The sequence below is a fragment of the Ruminococcus sp. AF31-8BH genome (assembly GCF_003460605.1).
GTDB classification, from domain to species: Bacteria; Bacillota; Clostridia; order Lachnospirales; family Lachnospiraceae; genus Blautia_A; species Blautia_A acetigignens.
The window spans coordinates 156,007-171,363 of the sequence record NZ_QTVN01000003.1 but is presented as its reverse complement, the minus strand read 5'-3'; the positions used below and the strand labels follow the sequence as shown (position 1 = coordinate 171,363).

General features: G+C 45.2%; 16 protein-coding genes and 1 riboswitch. Of the genes, 15 read left to right on the top strand and 1 reads right to left on the bottom strand.

The window, feature by feature from the left end; translation table 11 throughout:
* Nucleotides 1-8: 8 nt before the first annotated feature.
* From ureC to DWZ38_RS05035, 15 genes are all read left to right on the top strand, one after another.
* On the top strand, nucleotides 9-1,730 hold the full coding sequence (ureC, locus tag DWZ38_RS05100) for an urease subunit alpha (RefSeq protein WP_021925799.1): 1,722 nt from the start codon (nucleotides 9-11) through the stop codon (nucleotides 1,728-1,730).
* Nucleotides 1,731-1,746: 16 nt separating this feature from the next.
* Nucleotides 1,747-2,253, top strand: a complete 507-nt coding sequence (locus tag DWZ38_RS05095; protein ID WP_021925798.1) for an AmiS/UreI family transporter — start codon at nucleotides 1,747-1,749, stop codon at nucleotides 2,251-2,253.
* Between the two features lie 32 nt (nucleotides 2,254-2,285).
* Nucleotides 2,286-2,762 (top strand): urease accessory protein UreE, encoded by a 477-nt coding sequence (locus DWZ38_RS05090; RefSeq protein WP_021925797.1) that lies wholly within the window; start codon nucleotides 2,286-2,288, stop codon nucleotides 2,760-2,762.
* Between the two features lie 35 nt (nucleotides 2,763-2,797).
* Nucleotides 2,798-3,490: an urease accessory protein UreF gene (locus DWZ38_RS05085; protein ID WP_021925796.1), complete on the top strand. Its 693-nt coding sequence runs from the start codon at nucleotides 2,798-2,800 to the stop codon at nucleotides 3,488-3,490.
* 20 nt (nucleotides 3,491-3,510) lie between these two features.
* Nucleotides 3,511-4,119 (top strand): urease accessory protein UreG, encoded by a 609-nt coding sequence (ureG, locus tag DWZ38_RS05080; protein WP_021925795.1) that lies wholly within the window; start codon nucleotides 3,511-3,513, stop codon nucleotides 4,117-4,119.
* A gap of 4 nt (nucleotides 4,120-4,123) precedes the next feature.
* A complete protein-coding gene (locus DWZ38_RS05075; protein ID WP_117850627.1) occupies nucleotides 4,124-4,948 on the top strand; it encodes an urease accessory protein UreD in 825 nt (274 codons plus the stop codon).
* A 178-nt stretch (nucleotides 4,949-5,126) separates the two neighbouring features.
* Nucleotides 5,127-5,555, top strand: coding sequence for a MarR family transcriptional regulator (locus DWZ38_RS05070; RefSeq protein ID WP_021925793.1), 429 nt, complete (start codon nucleotides 5,127-5,129; stop codon nucleotides 5,553-5,555).
* Complete coding sequence (locus tag DWZ38_RS22705) at nucleotides 5,548-5,691, top strand: hypothetical protein (protein WP_243000163.1); 144 nt, start codon at nucleotides 5,548-5,550, stop codon at nucleotides 5,689-5,691. The genes DWZ38_RS05070 and DWZ38_RS22705 overlap by 8 nt, the downstream gene beginning before the upstream one ends.
* A gap of 2 nt (nucleotides 5,692-5,693) precedes the next feature.
* Entirely contained in the window at nucleotides 5,694-5,873 is a 180-nt protein-coding gene (locus DWZ38_RS22700) for a hypothetical protein (RefSeq protein WP_243000162.1), read from the top strand.
* Nucleotides 5,874-5,998: 125 nt separating this feature from the next.
* Nucleotides 5,999-6,199: riboswitch (cobalamin riboswitch) on the top strand.
* A gap of 174 nt (nucleotides 6,200-6,373) precedes the next feature.
* Entirely contained in the window at nucleotides 6,374-7,312 is a 939-nt protein-coding gene (nikB, locus tag DWZ38_RS05060) for a nickel ABC transporter permease (protein ID WP_021925790.1), read from the top strand.
* A gap of 1 nt (nucleotide 7,313) precedes the next feature.
* Complete coding sequence (nikC, locus tag DWZ38_RS05055; RefSeq protein WP_021925789.1) at nucleotides 7,314-8,138, top strand: nickel transporter permease; 825 nt, start codon at nucleotides 7,314-7,316, stop codon at nucleotides 8,136-8,138.
* Nucleotides 8,139-8,155: 17 nt separating this feature from the next.
* Nucleotides 8,156-9,709, top strand: coding sequence for an ABC transporter substrate-binding protein (locus DWZ38_RS05050; RefSeq protein ID WP_117850624.1), 1,554 nt, complete (start codon nucleotides 8,156-8,158; stop codon nucleotides 9,707-9,709).
* A 16-nt stretch (nucleotides 9,710-9,725) separates the two neighbouring features.
* Nucleotides 9,726-10,511, top strand: coding sequence for an ABC transporter ATP-binding protein (locus DWZ38_RS05045; protein ID WP_021925787.1), 786 nt, complete (start codon nucleotides 9,726-9,728; stop codon nucleotides 10,509-10,511).
* On the top strand, nucleotides 10,504-11,493 hold the full coding sequence (locus tag DWZ38_RS05040) for an oligopeptide/dipeptide ABC transporter ATP-binding protein (RefSeq protein ID WP_021925786.1): 990 nt from the start codon (nucleotides 10,504-10,506) through the stop codon (nucleotides 11,491-11,493). The genes DWZ38_RS05045 and DWZ38_RS05040 overlap by 8 nt, the downstream gene beginning before the upstream one ends.
* 1 nt (nucleotide 11,494) lies before the next feature.
* Complete coding sequence (locus tag DWZ38_RS05035) at nucleotides 11,495-12,754, top strand: substrate-binding domain-containing protein (RefSeq protein ID WP_021925785.1); 1,260 nt, start codon at nucleotides 11,495-11,497, stop codon at nucleotides 12,752-12,754.
* 60 nt (nucleotides 12,755-12,814) lie between these two features.
* On the opposite strand, the gene DWZ38_RS05030 is transcribed toward DWZ38_RS05035, so the two are convergent.
* On the bottom strand, nucleotides 12,815-15,322 hold the full coding sequence (locus DWZ38_RS05030; RefSeq protein ID WP_178105278.1) for a YfhO family protein: 2,508 nt from the start codon (nucleotides 15,320-15,322) through the stop codon (nucleotides 12,815-12,817).
* Nucleotides 15,323-15,357 lie beyond the last annotated feature (35 nt).

Below are 15,357 nucleotides of genomic sequence, written 5' to 3'. Positions count from 1 at the left end.
GGACAACAATGAGTACAAAAATTTCCGGAAGCAAATATGCAGCAATGTATGGCCCGACTACAGGAGATAAAGTACGTCTGGCAGATACAAGCCTTGTGATCGAAGTAGAAAAAGACTATACCACCTATGGCGATGAAGTAAAATTCGGCGGCGGCAAAAGCATCCGTGACGGCATGGGACAGTCTGTAAAAACCTGCAGCAAGGACGGTGATCTTGACCTTGTGATCACCAATGCCCTGATCGTGGATTCCACCGGAATCGTCAAAGCTGACATTGGAATCAAAGACGGCAAAATCGCAGGAATCGGAAAAGCAGGAAACCCGGACATTATGGACGGCGTAACACCTGGAATGACAGTAGGCGCATCTACAGAAGCCCTGGCAGGAGAGGGAATGATCGTAACAGCAGGGGGAATTGACACCCACATTCATTTCATCAGTCCTCAGCAGATCGACTGTGCGCTGTACAGTGGCGTAACCACCATGATCGGCGGAGGAACAGGCCCGGCAGACGGCACAAACGCCACCACCTGTACCCCGGGACCATGGAACTTGAGAATGATGTTAAAAGCAGCAGAAGAGTATCCTATGAACCTTGGCTTCCTTGGCAAAGGCAACTGCTCCGATGAAGCACCTCTCATCGAGCAGGTAAAAGCCGGGGCAATGGGACTGAAAATACATGAGGACTGGGGCGCAACATCGGCAGTTATCAACCACTGCCTGAATGTGGCAGATGAATATGATGTGCAGGTGGCAATTCACACAGACACCCTGAATGAGGGCGGATGCGTAGAAGACACCCTGGCAGCCATCGGCGGAAGAACCATCCATACCTATCATACAGAAGGAGCAGGCGGCGGCCATGCACCGGACATCATCCGCGCGGCAGCAGCGCCAAATGTGCTTCCATCCTCCACGAACCCCACAATGCCATACACTGTAAACACCCTGGATGAGCATCTGGACATGCTGATGGTTTGCCATCATCTGGACAAAAGAATTCCGGAAGATGTGGCATTTGCTGATTCCCGAATCCGACCGGAGACTATTGCTGCAGAGGATGTTCTTCACGACATGGGAATTTTCAGCATGATGAGCTCCGACTCTCAGGCAATGGGACGTGTAGGCGAGGTCATCACACGTACCTGGCAGACTGCAAGCAAAATGAAAGATGAAAGAGGCGCACTTCCGGAAGATGCAGGCCATGATAACGACAACTTCCGTGTAAAACGCTACATCTCCAAATATACCATCAACCCGGCCATCACCCACGGTATTTCCCAGTATGTAGGCTCTGTGGAAACCGGAAAATTCGCAGACCTGGTTCTGTGGAATCCTGCATTTTTCGGGGCAAAACCGGACATGATCATCAAAGGCGGCATGATCATTGCCTCCAAGATGGGAGATGCAAATGCCTCCATTCCGACTACCCAGCCGGTATGCTATCAGCCAATGTTCGCAGCCCACGGAAAAGCAAAAAACGAAGCATGCCTGACCTTTGTATCCCAGGCTGCCATGGATGAAAATGTAAAAGAAAAATATGGTCTGGAAAAGACTGTAGTGCCTGTAAAGGGCTGCAGAAATATCAGCAAAAAGGACATGGTATTCAACGACAGAACACCGGAATTAACAGTTGATCCGGAGACCTATAAGGTAACTGTTGACGGGGAAGAGATCACTTCCAAACCAGCCGAGAAGCTTCCGCTGACCCAGCTTTACAGCCTGTTTTAAGAAGAGGAGAGATTTTATGTTAGGTGTTTGCCTTTTGTTTGTAGGAATCGTACTGATCAACAATGGTATGTGTACCTTATACCATGTAGATGGAAAATCCACTGCCATCATGAATATTTTCACCGGAGGACTTTCCCTTTTTATTAACTTTGTGAACCTGGTACAGGGAAATTATTACGCAGCAGGAACCGGATTATTGTTCTGCTTTACCTATCTTTTTGTTGCATTAAGCAAGTTTTTAAAAGCAGATCCCATTCCTTTTGCATGGTTTTCTTCCTTCGTGGCAGTCAATGCCGTGATCTTCGGAACCATCGAAGGCTTTACCGGAAGTACTGCACTTGGAATCACAGCAGATATCCGCTGGGCAGGAATCTGGTATCTGTGGGCAATTCTGTGGGGAACTGCGTTTGTGGAGGATATCTGCGGGAAAAAGCTGGGAAAATTTGTTCCATATCTTCAGGTCTTTGAGGGCGTTGTAACAGCCTGGATCCCAGGTGTTATGATGCTGCTTCAGATTTGGTAAAAAGAAAAACTGCAAGTTGGAGGTCAGAAAAAATGCTTTGTGAGCAGGTTTTGGGAAAGCTTCATGATTTTGATACAGAAGGAAAAACAGTGGAATATGTAGGCATCGAATGGCACGAAGCTTTTAAGAAAATACATAAAAAAACAACGGACAAAGGGACGGAGGTTGGCATCCGCATGGATGATTCCATTCTTTCCCGGGGACTGTATCAGGATGATGTGATCTACGCAGATGATAAAAAAATAATTGCCGTAAATACCCCGCCATGCGAAGTGATCCGCGTGTCCTTCACCCCTGGACATGAGAAAATGGCAGCCAAGGTATGCTATGAGATTGGCAACCGGCATGCGCCTCTTTTCTGGGGAGAGGACGATACTTTTATTACCATTTATAATGAGCCAATGCTTGTGATGCTCCAGAAAATCCACGGTGTTAAGGCCGAAAAAGAGGTGCGAAAGCTTGATTTTGACAAGCGGATTTCTGCAAGCATCCACAACCATCATCACTAAAACAAGTAAAAAAACTGCAGTTATGGAGGTTCTTTATGTCAGAAAAACAGTTTTATCTTTTGCAGGTAAATGACGCCCTGTTTCCCATCGGAGGCTACTCTCATTCCCAGGGACTGGAAACCTATATTCAGCGGGGAATTGTCCATGATGCAGACACGGCGAGAGAATATATTACCCATAAAATAAAATGGAATCTTGCATATACAGAACTTCTGGGAGCCAGACTTGCCTATGAAGCCGCCAGGGAAAATGACCTGTCAGAGCTTCTGGAACTGGAAGAAATTCTGGAAGCCTCCAGGATTCCCATGGAGCAAAGAGAGGCTGCAAGAAAGATGGGCTCCCGTTTTGCCAAAACCATAGAAAAGCTGGGACTTTCCATCAGCGAAACGGGAATTTTCCGGGAATATCTGGACGCGAGAAAGGGAAAAGCGGTGAATCACTGCTGCATTTACGGCGTTTTCTGTGCCCAGATGGAGATTTCCATTGGGGAGGCTCTGGCCCATTATCTGTATGCACAGACCTCTGCAATGGTAACTAATTGCGTGAAGACGATCCCCTTAAGCCAGACCGCGGGACAGCAGCTTTTAAGCGGTTGTTATAAGGAATTTGGCGAGATTCTGGAAGATGTGATGCATAAAAGCAAAGAAGATTTGTGTCTTTCCGCACCAGGTTTTGATATCAGGGGAATCCAGCACGAAAAACTGTATTCCAGGCTATACATGTCATAAGAAGAAAAGAGGAAATCGAGATGTCATATGTAAAAATCGGAGTTGCGGGACCTGTTGGTTCCGGAAAAACAGCACTTATTGAGGCTTTGTCAAGAAAGATGGCAAAGGACTACAGCATTGGTGTGATCACAAACGATATTTATACAAAGGAGGACGCCCAGTTTCTTGCCAAAAACAGCGTTCTTCCAGTGGAGCGCATCATTGGCGTGGAGACAGGCGGCTGTCCCCATACTGCGATCCGTGAGGATGCATCCATGAACCTTGAGGCAGTGGATGAGATGATGGAACGCTTTCCGGACATTGAACTTCTTTTCATAGAAAGCGGCGGAGACAACTTATCTGCAACCTTCAGCCCGGAGCTGGTGGATGCTACCATTTTTGTCATCGACGTGGCAGAAGGGGATAAGATTCCGAGAAAAGGCGGCCCTGGAATTACCCGTTCCGACCTTCTTGTGATCAACAAAATTGACCTTGCCCCCTACGTTGGTGCAAGCCTGGAAGTTATGGAACGAGACTCCAGAAAAATGCGCGGTGACAGACCTTTCCAGTTCACCAACATCCGCGGAGATGAAAATGTGGATAAGGTAGTGGAGTGGATCAAAAAGAACGTACTGTTAGAAGGAATGTAAAGGTATGGATAATAAATTCGGAAAAATTTCCCGTATTCAGGCATGTGCCGCAGTCAGGGACGGCAAAACCATTCTGGAAGATTTATCCTTTACCGCCCCGTACAAGATCATGGTGCCCTTTGAGAAAGAAAACGACGGTATTCAGATCATGCCCCTTTGTGCGTCTGCGGGAATTATGGCAGGGGATTCCCAGGAATTTTCCTATCATGTGAAGGAAGGGGCGAACCTGGAAGTTTTGTCCCAGTCCTTTGAGAAAATCCATAAAATGGACGAGGGATCTGCTTTTCGTATCATTGAAATCCAGGTGGAGCAAAATGCAATCCTGTACTATTATCCCCAGCCTGTGATCCCCTTTTCTGGATCTGCATTTGACAGCACTATGACCATTTGTCTGGAGGATAAAACCTCCCGGCTGTTTTTGCTGGAAGTGATTTCCTGCGGCAGAAACGCTCATGAAGAGCGCTTCCAGTATCGGAGATTTTCCTCCAGGGTGCGGATTTACAGAGGGGAAAAGCTGATCTACCAGGACAATACCTGCTACGAACCGGAAAAAATGCCTATGGAAGGCAATGGAATGTACGAAGGATACACTCATATGGCCAATCTTTTTCTTTCAGAAATATATACTGGACAGGACAGCACAGATAAAGAAATCAATCTGGAATTACAGGAAAAAATCTGGCAGCTTCTTGACGAAGAACCGGACACGGACGGCGGAGTTACCCGTCTGACAACCGGCGACCTGGTCCTTCGAATCTTCGCCCATCGTGCCCAAACTCTCCAGCAGCTGGCCGACAAAATAAAGAAATTATATGAAGCAATTCATTAACGAACCAACAGGGACTGAGTTTTCTGACAAGATCCAAAACTTTGTCCCTGTTGTTTTTTTCTAGCTCCCCCCAAAAAGAAAAATTTATCGCTGTCAGTTTTCCCTTGACATCCTGATCTAAGATAGTTATAATTCAAAATGTTTGAATTATAACTATTCGGAAGAAAGGAAACCAACCATGGATGATACCTTACACTACCTGATTATGGCCAACCAGATGCTTGTCCAGAAAGCTTTGCTGGAACAGCTTAAGGATACCGGACTTACCATCGGGCAGCCCAAGATCCTTGACTATTTGAAAGACCATGACGGCAGCAATCAGAAAGAAATCGCAAAAGCCTGCTTTTTGGAAGCTGGATCTCTTACCACTATTTTAAATAAGATGGAAGAGAAAGGGCTGATCGAGCGCCGGATTTTAAACGGCAACAGACGCAGCTTCCATATCTTTATGACAGAAGAGGGAAAGAAGAAACAGCAGCTGGTGACCCAGGCTTTTGCCAAAATAGAAGAAAAGGCATTGTCCGGTGTTTCTGCCGAAGAATTCCAGCAGTTTTTGGCTGTATATGGAAAAATCTATGCGAATTTACAGGGGGAAAGAAATGAATAAGTTAAAAAGATATCTGTTTTTCTGGGTAAATCCCGGAAATTATGCAATGAAGCTGGCTGCCCTTCTGGCAGGCTGCATCGTGCTTGGATTTGGCGTATATCTGGAACCACAAAGATCATATTTGATTCTTCCATGACCGTGATCGCAGGAATTCTTTTCTTTATTTTCTGGGGAAAATTAAACGGTGTCCGTGAAGGTACCATTATCGCAGCTCTGCTGGTAGGCTTTATTGCAAGATTATTTGGAAAACATCTGGAATTTATGCGGAAATTTATTATTGACGATATTGAAGAATGCGTTGAGGAAGCATTGAACTGACAATTTGGGGGGAACGATTGATTCCCCTTTGTTTTCAAAAAAATACAATCTGTGAAAAAAATTTTCTGGACAAGATTCCCAATATAAGCTATTCTTATAAGGAAAATTAGATAACATTTGTTGGTTTTGAACCAGCCTTTGTAAGTTCCTGTGCAAATGTCTGCACATGGATTAAAAGGGAAATCGGTGTAATTCCGGTACGATCCCGTCACTGTGATAGGGAGCTGCAGAACATAATCTCACTGGATGGACAGTTGTCAGTCTGGGAAGGGGTTCTGGAGCGAGGATCTTAAGTCAGGAGACCTGCTTATAAATGATTTGATATGATTCTTACGGTAGATAGGAAGCATGGTTTTTTTGTGTGCAATGACATCCGTAATTTCTGCGGGTGTTGTTTTTTTCTGCGCTTTTTTTCGAAAGCGTATCATTCCCCCTGCCTTTTTTTGCGAAAACTGAATCAGATCCGGCGAAAAACCTCCAACATGTAGGAAGGAGAGAAAATGTCAAAAAAACAAATTGGAAAAAGGCTTCTGCAGATTCTGATTGTTCTGATCGGTGTAAGTTTCTTTACATTCGGACTTACTTATCTTTCTCCTGGTGACCCGGCAGAAATCATGCTGACAGAGTGTGGCAACCTGCCTACACCGGAACTTCTGGAACAGACAAGACATGAACTGGGCCTTGACCGACCGTTTCTGGTACAGTACGGCTCCTGGGTAAAAGGAGTTCTGACCGGAGACATGGGAACATCCTATGCATTTAAAGTTCCCGTAACTGAAAAACTGATGAAATGCTTCTGGCCAACCCTTCAGATGTCACTGTTTGCCCTTCTTTTGATGATCTTATTCTCCATACCATGCGGAATCCTTTCCGCGGTGTATCAGAATAAGTGGCCGGATTATCTCATCCGCGGAATTACCTTCTTCGGGGTATCCATTCCAAGCTTCTGGATCGGTCTGATCCTTCTTAGCATCTTCGGAGTACAGCTTCGCTGGGTCAACGTAGCCGGAGGTACTACCGATTTCAAGACCATGATCCTGCCCTCCGTAACCCTGGCTCTTTCCATGTCTGCGAAATACACCAGACAGGTGCGAAACGCAGTGCTGGAGGAATTAAGACAGGACTATGTTATCGGAGCAAGAATGAGAGGAATCAAGGAAAGCGTGATCCTCTGGAGACATGTGCTCCCAAATGCAATGCTCCCAATCGTTACCCTTCTTGGTCTTTCCCTTGGCTCCCTGCTTGGTGGAACTGCAGTTGTTGAGATCATCTACAACTGGCCTGGAATGGGAAGCATGGCGATCAAGGCAATCGCCTGTCGTGACTATCCGATGGTGCAGGCTTATGTACTGATGATCGCGATTATGTATATGGTGATCAACATTATCGTTGACCTTTCCTATACTTATCTGGATCCGAGAATAAAGGAGGTTAAGTAAAGTGAAAAAGCAGAATTTTTTCTTAGCTCATAAACAGTTTACCGTATTCTTTATTCTGGCGCTTGCGGTTGTAGGCGTAGCTGTTTTTGCTCCCTGGATCGCACCAAAGGATCCGCTGGATGCAGTGATGGTGGATTCTCTGAAAGCCCCATGTGCAGAATATCCCCTTGGCGCTGACAAACTGGGACGAGACATTCTTTCCCGTGTGATCTATGGTACCAGAACCTCTCTGGTATCCACCCTGATCCTGGTAGCAACTATTTTTGTTGTAGGTACACTGCTTGGAATTATTGCAGGATACTTCGGCGGCTGGATCGATCAGGTGATCATGCGAATCGCAGATATGATGATCTCTTTCCCTGGAATGATCCTGGCAATCGCAATCGCAGGTATGCTTGGCCCAAGCCTTAGAAACGGAGTCATCGCCATCACAGCCGTAAGCTGGACAAAATATGCCCGTCTGGCAAGAAGTATGGTCCTGAAAGTAAAACGTAATCTGTATGTGGAAGCGGCTGTGGTAAACGGCACCAGTACATTCAAAATTTTGTGGAAGCATATCCTCCCCAACATGCTGACGACTATGACAGTAACAGCAGCGGCAGATATGGGTACCATGATGCTGGAACTTGCATCTCTTTCCTTCCTGGGATTCGGAGCAGTAGCACCGACACCGGAGTGGGGACTGATGCTGAACGAAGGAAGAACTTATATGGCAAAAGCACCGTGGCTGATGATCGCACCGGGTATCGCCATCGTAATCGTAGTAATCATTTTTAACATGCTTGGTGACAGTATCCGAGATATTCTGGATCCGAGACAGGACTGATAAAGGAGAAAAAGTATATGAAAAACAGAATCGCAAAAAAAGTATGTGCAGCAGCACTGGCAGGACTTATGGCAATGGCAATGATCCCGGCTACTTTCGTATTTGCAGATGGAAATATCATGACAATCGGTGTAACAAGCTTTGCTGATACACTGGAACCAACAGAGCAGTATTTCAGCTGGGTAATTTCCCGTTACGGTGTTGGACAGGGACTTACCAAGTTTGACGAGGAAGGAAACATGGTACCATGTCTTGCAACAGAGTGGACCAACAGTGAAGATGGAAAAACATGGACATTTACCATTCGTGAGGGCGTTAAATTCTCAAATGGCAACGATATGACACCAGAGCTTGTAAAAGCATCCCTGGAGCGTACTATGGAAATGTCAAACCGTGTACCGGAGTTCTTTGACATTGACAGCATTGAGGTTGACGGACAGAACATCACATTCAACCTGAACAGAGCAAACGCAAATATGGCAGGATGCCTGGCTGACCCGCTTTTCCTGATCATGGACACAAGCATTGACAACTCCAACATCGCAATGGAAGGCCCGGTCTGCACAGGCCCGTATGCATTCCAGTCCTTTGATCCGTCCGGAGATACAGTTGTTGTACGAAACGAGTATTACTGGGACGGCGAGGTTCCCAATGACAGTGTAACTCTTCGTATTATCGGAGACCAGACAACACGTTCCATGGCACTTCAGTCCGGCGAGATCGATGTTGCTTACAACTTAAAGACAGAGAACGTTTTCGAGTTTGACGGAAACGACAACTACAATATTCAGTCTCTGGAATCTCTTCGTTCTACCTATGCATTTATGAACCAGAACGGAGCACTTGGGGATCTTGCACTTCGTCAGGCAGTTCTCCGCGGACTTGACAAAGAGACCTACACCAGCATTCTTCTTGAGGGCGGCGCAACACCAGGAAAAGCTCCGGTACCGCCAACACTGGACTATGGATATGAGGAACTGAACGATGAGAATGCTTACGATCCAGACGGAGCAAAGCAGGTTCTTGCAGATGCCGGATATGAGGATGTAGACGGTGACGGATATGTAGAAGATCCAGACGGAAATAAAGTAGAGCTTACCTTTGTATACTATGACAGTCGTGCAGAGCTTGGCGTATACGCGCAGGCAGCACAGGCAAGCTTAAAAGAAATCGGAATCAACATTAAGCTTGACTGCGTATCCTATGAGACCCTTCTTGACCGTCGTGATTCCTCCCAGTATGACCTTCTGATCTGGAACGTATTGGTTGCAAACACCGGTGACCCGGAAAACTACCTTCGTGAGAACTGGTACAGCACATCTGCAAACAACACTGCAGGATATTCCAATGCAGATGTAGATGCATGGCTGGATGAACTGGCTTCTACTATCGATGCAGAGGCAAGAAAAGAGCTGATCGTGAAGATCCAGCAGGCAATCATGGATGATGCGGCAACTGTATTCTTCGGGTATGAGAATACCTTCCTTATTTCCAAATCTACCGTAGAAGGACTTGTAATGTATCCAATGGATTACTACTGGGTAACTGCTGACATGAAGATTGCGGAGTAATAAAGGAGTCTGTTATATGCTGGAAATTAAAGATCTGGCTGTACAGTATGGAAATCAGGCACCTACCATCGAGCATTTCAACCTTTCCATGAAAAAGGGGGAGATCATCAGCGTGGTAGGTGAGAGTGGAAGTGGAAAAACTACTGTGATCCGTGCCGTTCTGGGAGCACTTTCCGGAGCTGGCAGGGTCACCAGTGGTGACATTCTCTATCATGGAGAATCTCTTCTGAAAAATTCCAAAAGCGACTGGAGAAAGATCCGCGGCAGCAAAATGTCCATGATCTTTCAGGACTGCGGAGGAACCCTGAATCCGATCCGTAAGATCGGCAGCCAATATGTAGAATATATTCGTACACACCAGTCAATGACCAAGAAGGAAGCATGGGACAAAGCTGTTTCCATGCTGACCAAAATGCGTCTCCCGGATGCTGAGAATATCATGAACAGCTATCCGTATCAGCTGTCCGGCGGTATGCGTCAGCGTGTGGGAATCGCGATGGCCATGACATTTAATCCGGAACTTCTTCTGGCAGATGAGCCTACCAGTGCTTTGGATGTAACCACACAGGCACAGATTGTCCGTCAGATGATGGAGCTTCGGGATGATTTTGGAACCGGAATCATTATCGTTACCCATAACATCGGCGTAGCTGCCTATATGGCAGACCAGCTGATCGTCATGCATCACGGCAAGGTAGTGGATCACGGAACCAGAGAAGAGGTTCTGAACAACCCAACCAGTGATTATACGAAGAAACTTTTGGAAGCAGTTCCGGAAATGGAGGGAAAACGATATGTCTGAGAATCCTGAAATCGTCATGCAGGCGAAGCATATTGTAAAACAGTTCCCTGCTTCCCACGGCAGAACCTTAACTGCCTGCAATGATATCAACCTGACTATGTACAAGGGCCGTACCCTTGGAATCGTAGGAGAGAGCGGATGCGGAAAGTCAACTTTTGTCCGCATGGTAATTTCCCTGGATCAGCCCACCAGCGGCGAGATTCTTTATCATGGCAAAAACATCACAGGACTTTCAAAGAAAGAGACCTGGGAAAACCGCCAGAACCTTCAGATGGTTTTCCAGGATCCGCTGGCATCCTTTAATCCGAAGATGAAGATCGGGGACATCCTCACAGAGCCTCTGATGAACTACAAAAAGATCAAAAGAAGCGAAAGAAACGCGAAGGCAAGAGAGCTTCTTCGCATGGTTGAGCTTCCAGAGGATTTTGTGGACCGTTATCCGCACAACATGAGCGGCGGACAGCGTCAGAGGATCAGTATCGCCAGAGCTCTTTCCCTGGAGCCGGAGATTCTGGTCTGCGACGAGGCAACCTCTGCACTGGACGTTTCCGTACAGGAATCTGTGATTGAGCTTCTGGTTCGCCTGCAGAAAGAGAAGAACATCTGCATGATCTTTATCTGTCATGACCTGGCACTGATCCGTTCCTTTGCACACCAGATCGCGGTTATGTATCTGGGACATATTGTGGAGACCATTCCTGGAGAGGACGTTTCCAGCCATGCCGTACATCCGTACACAAAGGCACTGGTTGGCGCACAGTTCTCTGTGCATATGGATCCGACTAAGAAGATTGAGAGTATTGAGAGCGAGGCTCCAAGCCCTCTTGATGTGCCGGTTGGCTGTCCCTTCCAGAATCGCTGCGAGCATTGCACTGAGAAGTGCAAGAAGGAAATGCCGAAGCTTAAGGAAATCGCACCGGGACATGAAGTAGCCTGCTTCTATGTAGAGAGCATGCAAAATCAGGCAGAGGGAGGCAGATAGTATGATGAAAAAAATACTCACTCTGATGATGAGTACAGCACTTTTATTTGGAACGCAGAGCACTGTATTTGCCGATACCGGAAATTACGCAGAGGGTGATGTTCATACCATCGGTGTTATCCTGTATGATCCGGATTCTGCAGAGATGGAAATGTTTGCAGATTATTACCGGGATTATATTGAGGAAGGTTTTCCTGTGAAATTTATTTTCTCAGGAAAGGTTGCAGACTCTGAAGCGGAGAAAGCATTTATCACGGAAGCCAAGGCAGAAGGCGCGGAGGGAATCATTTCCTTTGCCGGATATGCAGACGGGCTTCAGGATGTGATCAAAACCTGCGAGAAAGAGGAAATCTACTACGCACTTGGTTCCAATACCGTAAGCGATGAGAACTATGAGGCAATCAAGGACAACCCGTGGTACATGGGAAGTGTAGGCCCGGATCTGGAAACCGTTTATCAGGCCGGCTGCGACATGGCAGAGTTTTTCTTGGAAAAAGGTGCCAGGAACATTGTGATCATGTCTGGCGGGGCTGCTTCCGGCAACCGTCTCCATCAGGTAAGAACCTGGGGAATGCTGAACACGCTGGAAGAGAAGGCTGGCCTTGTGCTTACAAAGGATGCTCGTACAATAGATGCGGAAGCACTTTCCATGACAGACGAAGTGATCCAGCTTTCAGATAAAGAGGGAAACCTGCATGTGACCATCTGCCCAGGATATACGGAGATGGATGGAGCTGGTCTTGCAAATCTGGAAACAGCATTTGCAGCAGGAGATTGCGATACCCTTATGAGTGCCTTCCATGCAGCTTCTTATCTGGATAAGATTTCGGAGAAAGAAAAAGAGCAGAACAGCAACATTATGGTTGGTGCCATCGACAGCTTTTCTGAGCAGAACTTCGAAGTGTTCCAGGAAAAGGATTCCTTTGGAAATACACCAATCGATTATGTTCGCGGAAAATACGCTTCCATGGCAGGCCCGGCATTTGCCATGATCTACAACGCGATCACCGGAAATCCGGACGCAGTAGAGGAAGACGGTGAAGCTGTACGTCTGTACCAGAACCTCTGGACAGCGAAAACAGAGGACGAATACATCGAACTGTACAGCTACGCCACCGGCATCTACGAAAACGCCTACAGCTGCGATGACCTGATGCAGATAATCAAGCAGTTCAATGAAGATACAACCCCGCAGAGCTTCCAAGCACTGACCGAAGCTTCTGATGTGGAGAGTGCGAAAGAGAGAATATTTGCAGAGTAATTTCTCTGCATGAAAAAGCGGCCAGCTTTATGCTGGACCGCTTTTTTCATGCTCATGACATTATGCACGCTTTTTCCTAAGTCTGTTTTTTATAGTGTTCAAATTCAGAATCTCAAATAAGATCAGCAGTACAATAGAGAAAATGGTTATCTTACTTCCAATACCGAATCCGGTTGGTCTGTAAACTAGTTCTATATTATGCTCGTCTGCGTCATCTAATTGGAAGGCCAAAAAGTTATTCCAGTTCTTTTCAATGGTCAGTTTTTTTCCATTATCATAAACGGTCCATCCTTCGTCATAAGGGATTGTGGTTGCAATATTGCTGCTTTTATCGGAATAGGACATTATCAGATGGGAACTGCTTTTCTCCTCTATTGAAAGATTCTGCTGGTTCACCAGCTGTGAATTCTGGTAGATGATATCTTTGTTTTCTGTATAACAGGAAATACTGTCCAAGTCAAAATTTCCGTCCTTTGCTGCAAAAGAAATATCTAAAGATTCGCCACGGTCAAATTCTCCAATATAATATACTTCAGAAGCATCGTCATAACGGATTTCCCTTTCTCTTCTGGCTCCAGTTACTTTAAAAGAAGTATAGGAGGATCTGGTTGGAATCAGCAAATATAAAGAACCTGCATTTTCTACTGTGACAGTTAACTGATTTTCACCATCGTGGGAGGTATTGCTAACGGTATTTGGAGTAAATATATCCTCTTGCAATCCGTTTATGGATGCCCAGATTTGATTCAGCAGCTGGAAATCGTTCAGTTCATCCAGATCAAAGTTTTCGAAATCATTTACAGGGAACAATACAGGCAATGCATATTGGTTCCTGTAATATTTGATACCATCCCCTTCTCCAATTGCTTCGTATCCCTTTGCATTTTCCCTGTTTGTCAGAATGTATCGGAAACCTAATAATGCCTCTGTTGCAAGCGGGGTATTGGTGGTATATTTTGCCCACATCCACTTATGTCTGACACCTAATTTTTTCAGGAATTTTAAATTTTCTACATTTTCGGTAGAGGCATAGTTTGAGACACCGTTATAATCGAATAAATTGGCGTCACAGCGTCCAAGGGAAAAGCTTTTATCCATGCGATAGAAGGAATCATCATTGATTGTTTCTGTGGCGTTTTCCATCATTGCCTTATTGGTTCCATAGGTATTGCAGGACTGCATGCGGACGTCTTTCAGGTAAAAATATCCGTTGCATGCCAGAGAAACTACGACGCCGCAAGACAAAATGGCTGCCGTGGCTTTTCTTACCCGCAGATTCTTCAGAGAAAATGCGGTTATAAATATCAGGATCAAAAGAATATCCAGAGAGATTCCCAGGATATTTATTTTGTCGGAAGCATTCTGAATCACAAATGCCAGAATCACTCCCAGAATCAGGACTGCTTTCAACAGATCTTCTTTTGGAGGCAATTCTTCTTTTAATACCTGGCATGTTTCCCATGCAATAAGCAAAAGAACAAAACTGAGCAGGAAGGAATATCTGTAGTTAAACCAATGATTTTTACTCAGGCCATGCCAGATCTGATTGATAAAACTGTTTTCAAAACTGATAAAGAAAATCAGGATGACAGCAGAGTAAACAGCTTTTTTCCTGAAAGAAATTTTCTTATTTATGAAAAACAGGATATCCAAAATCAGAACAAACATGCCGACATAAATCAAAGGAGCATTCTCTTTCAACGTATTGCTTTGTCCGGTAAATAATCCTGACAATATTTCAGCAGGAGTTGTATTAAAACTCATATCTTTGAACAGATCAAAAATCGTTAGGCTTCTGTCGGATGGCAGGCCAAGATAAGTGGGAATCAATAAAAAGGCACTGATTCCAACTCCAACCAGGGAAGCAAACATATATTTTATAAAAGATTTTTTGATATTGTCTGCGAATTTTCCATCAGATAATAACAGCTGTACCACATAAAGGATAAAGGAGCCTATGCACAGCATAAAGCCAATATAAAAATTAGAAATGACAGCAACTGCCAGTGAAAAAACATACAGAAATATATTCTTGTTTTGGATGATTTTCCGAATGCCCACATACATGAGGGGAAGCAGGATCACGCCGTCCATCAAGGAAGTATTCCATCCATAAAAGACCATATATCCCATAAAAGCGTAGCAGGTAGATAAGGTAGCTTTTATTAGGATATTTTTTTCATCATAGGTGCTTAACAGACAGTAGCAGAATGCCAGAGCACTTGCGATGATTTTGATATAAGCAACAAAATGTGCGGCAAATATCATGTGGTCATGAAAAAGGATAAAGATTACGTTGAAGGGGCTGAAGGAATAATAGGCTAATTCCGCCAATGCATTTCCACCTAACACATTGCCCCAGGAATAAAAAATATCATTTTTTCCAAGGAGACTTCCAAAGTAACTCTCTATACCAAAATATTGATCCGCATCGGCCCACAGATATGCTTTATCGCCAAAGGGATAAATCTTTAACGCATAAAGCATAATAATAAGCGTTATCCCAGTGAGCATTCCCGTCATAAAATAGGGCAGTAATTTTTTCCAGATACTTTTCTTTTGTGACAAAATTTCATCCTCCATTTTAAAATAACCGTATTTCA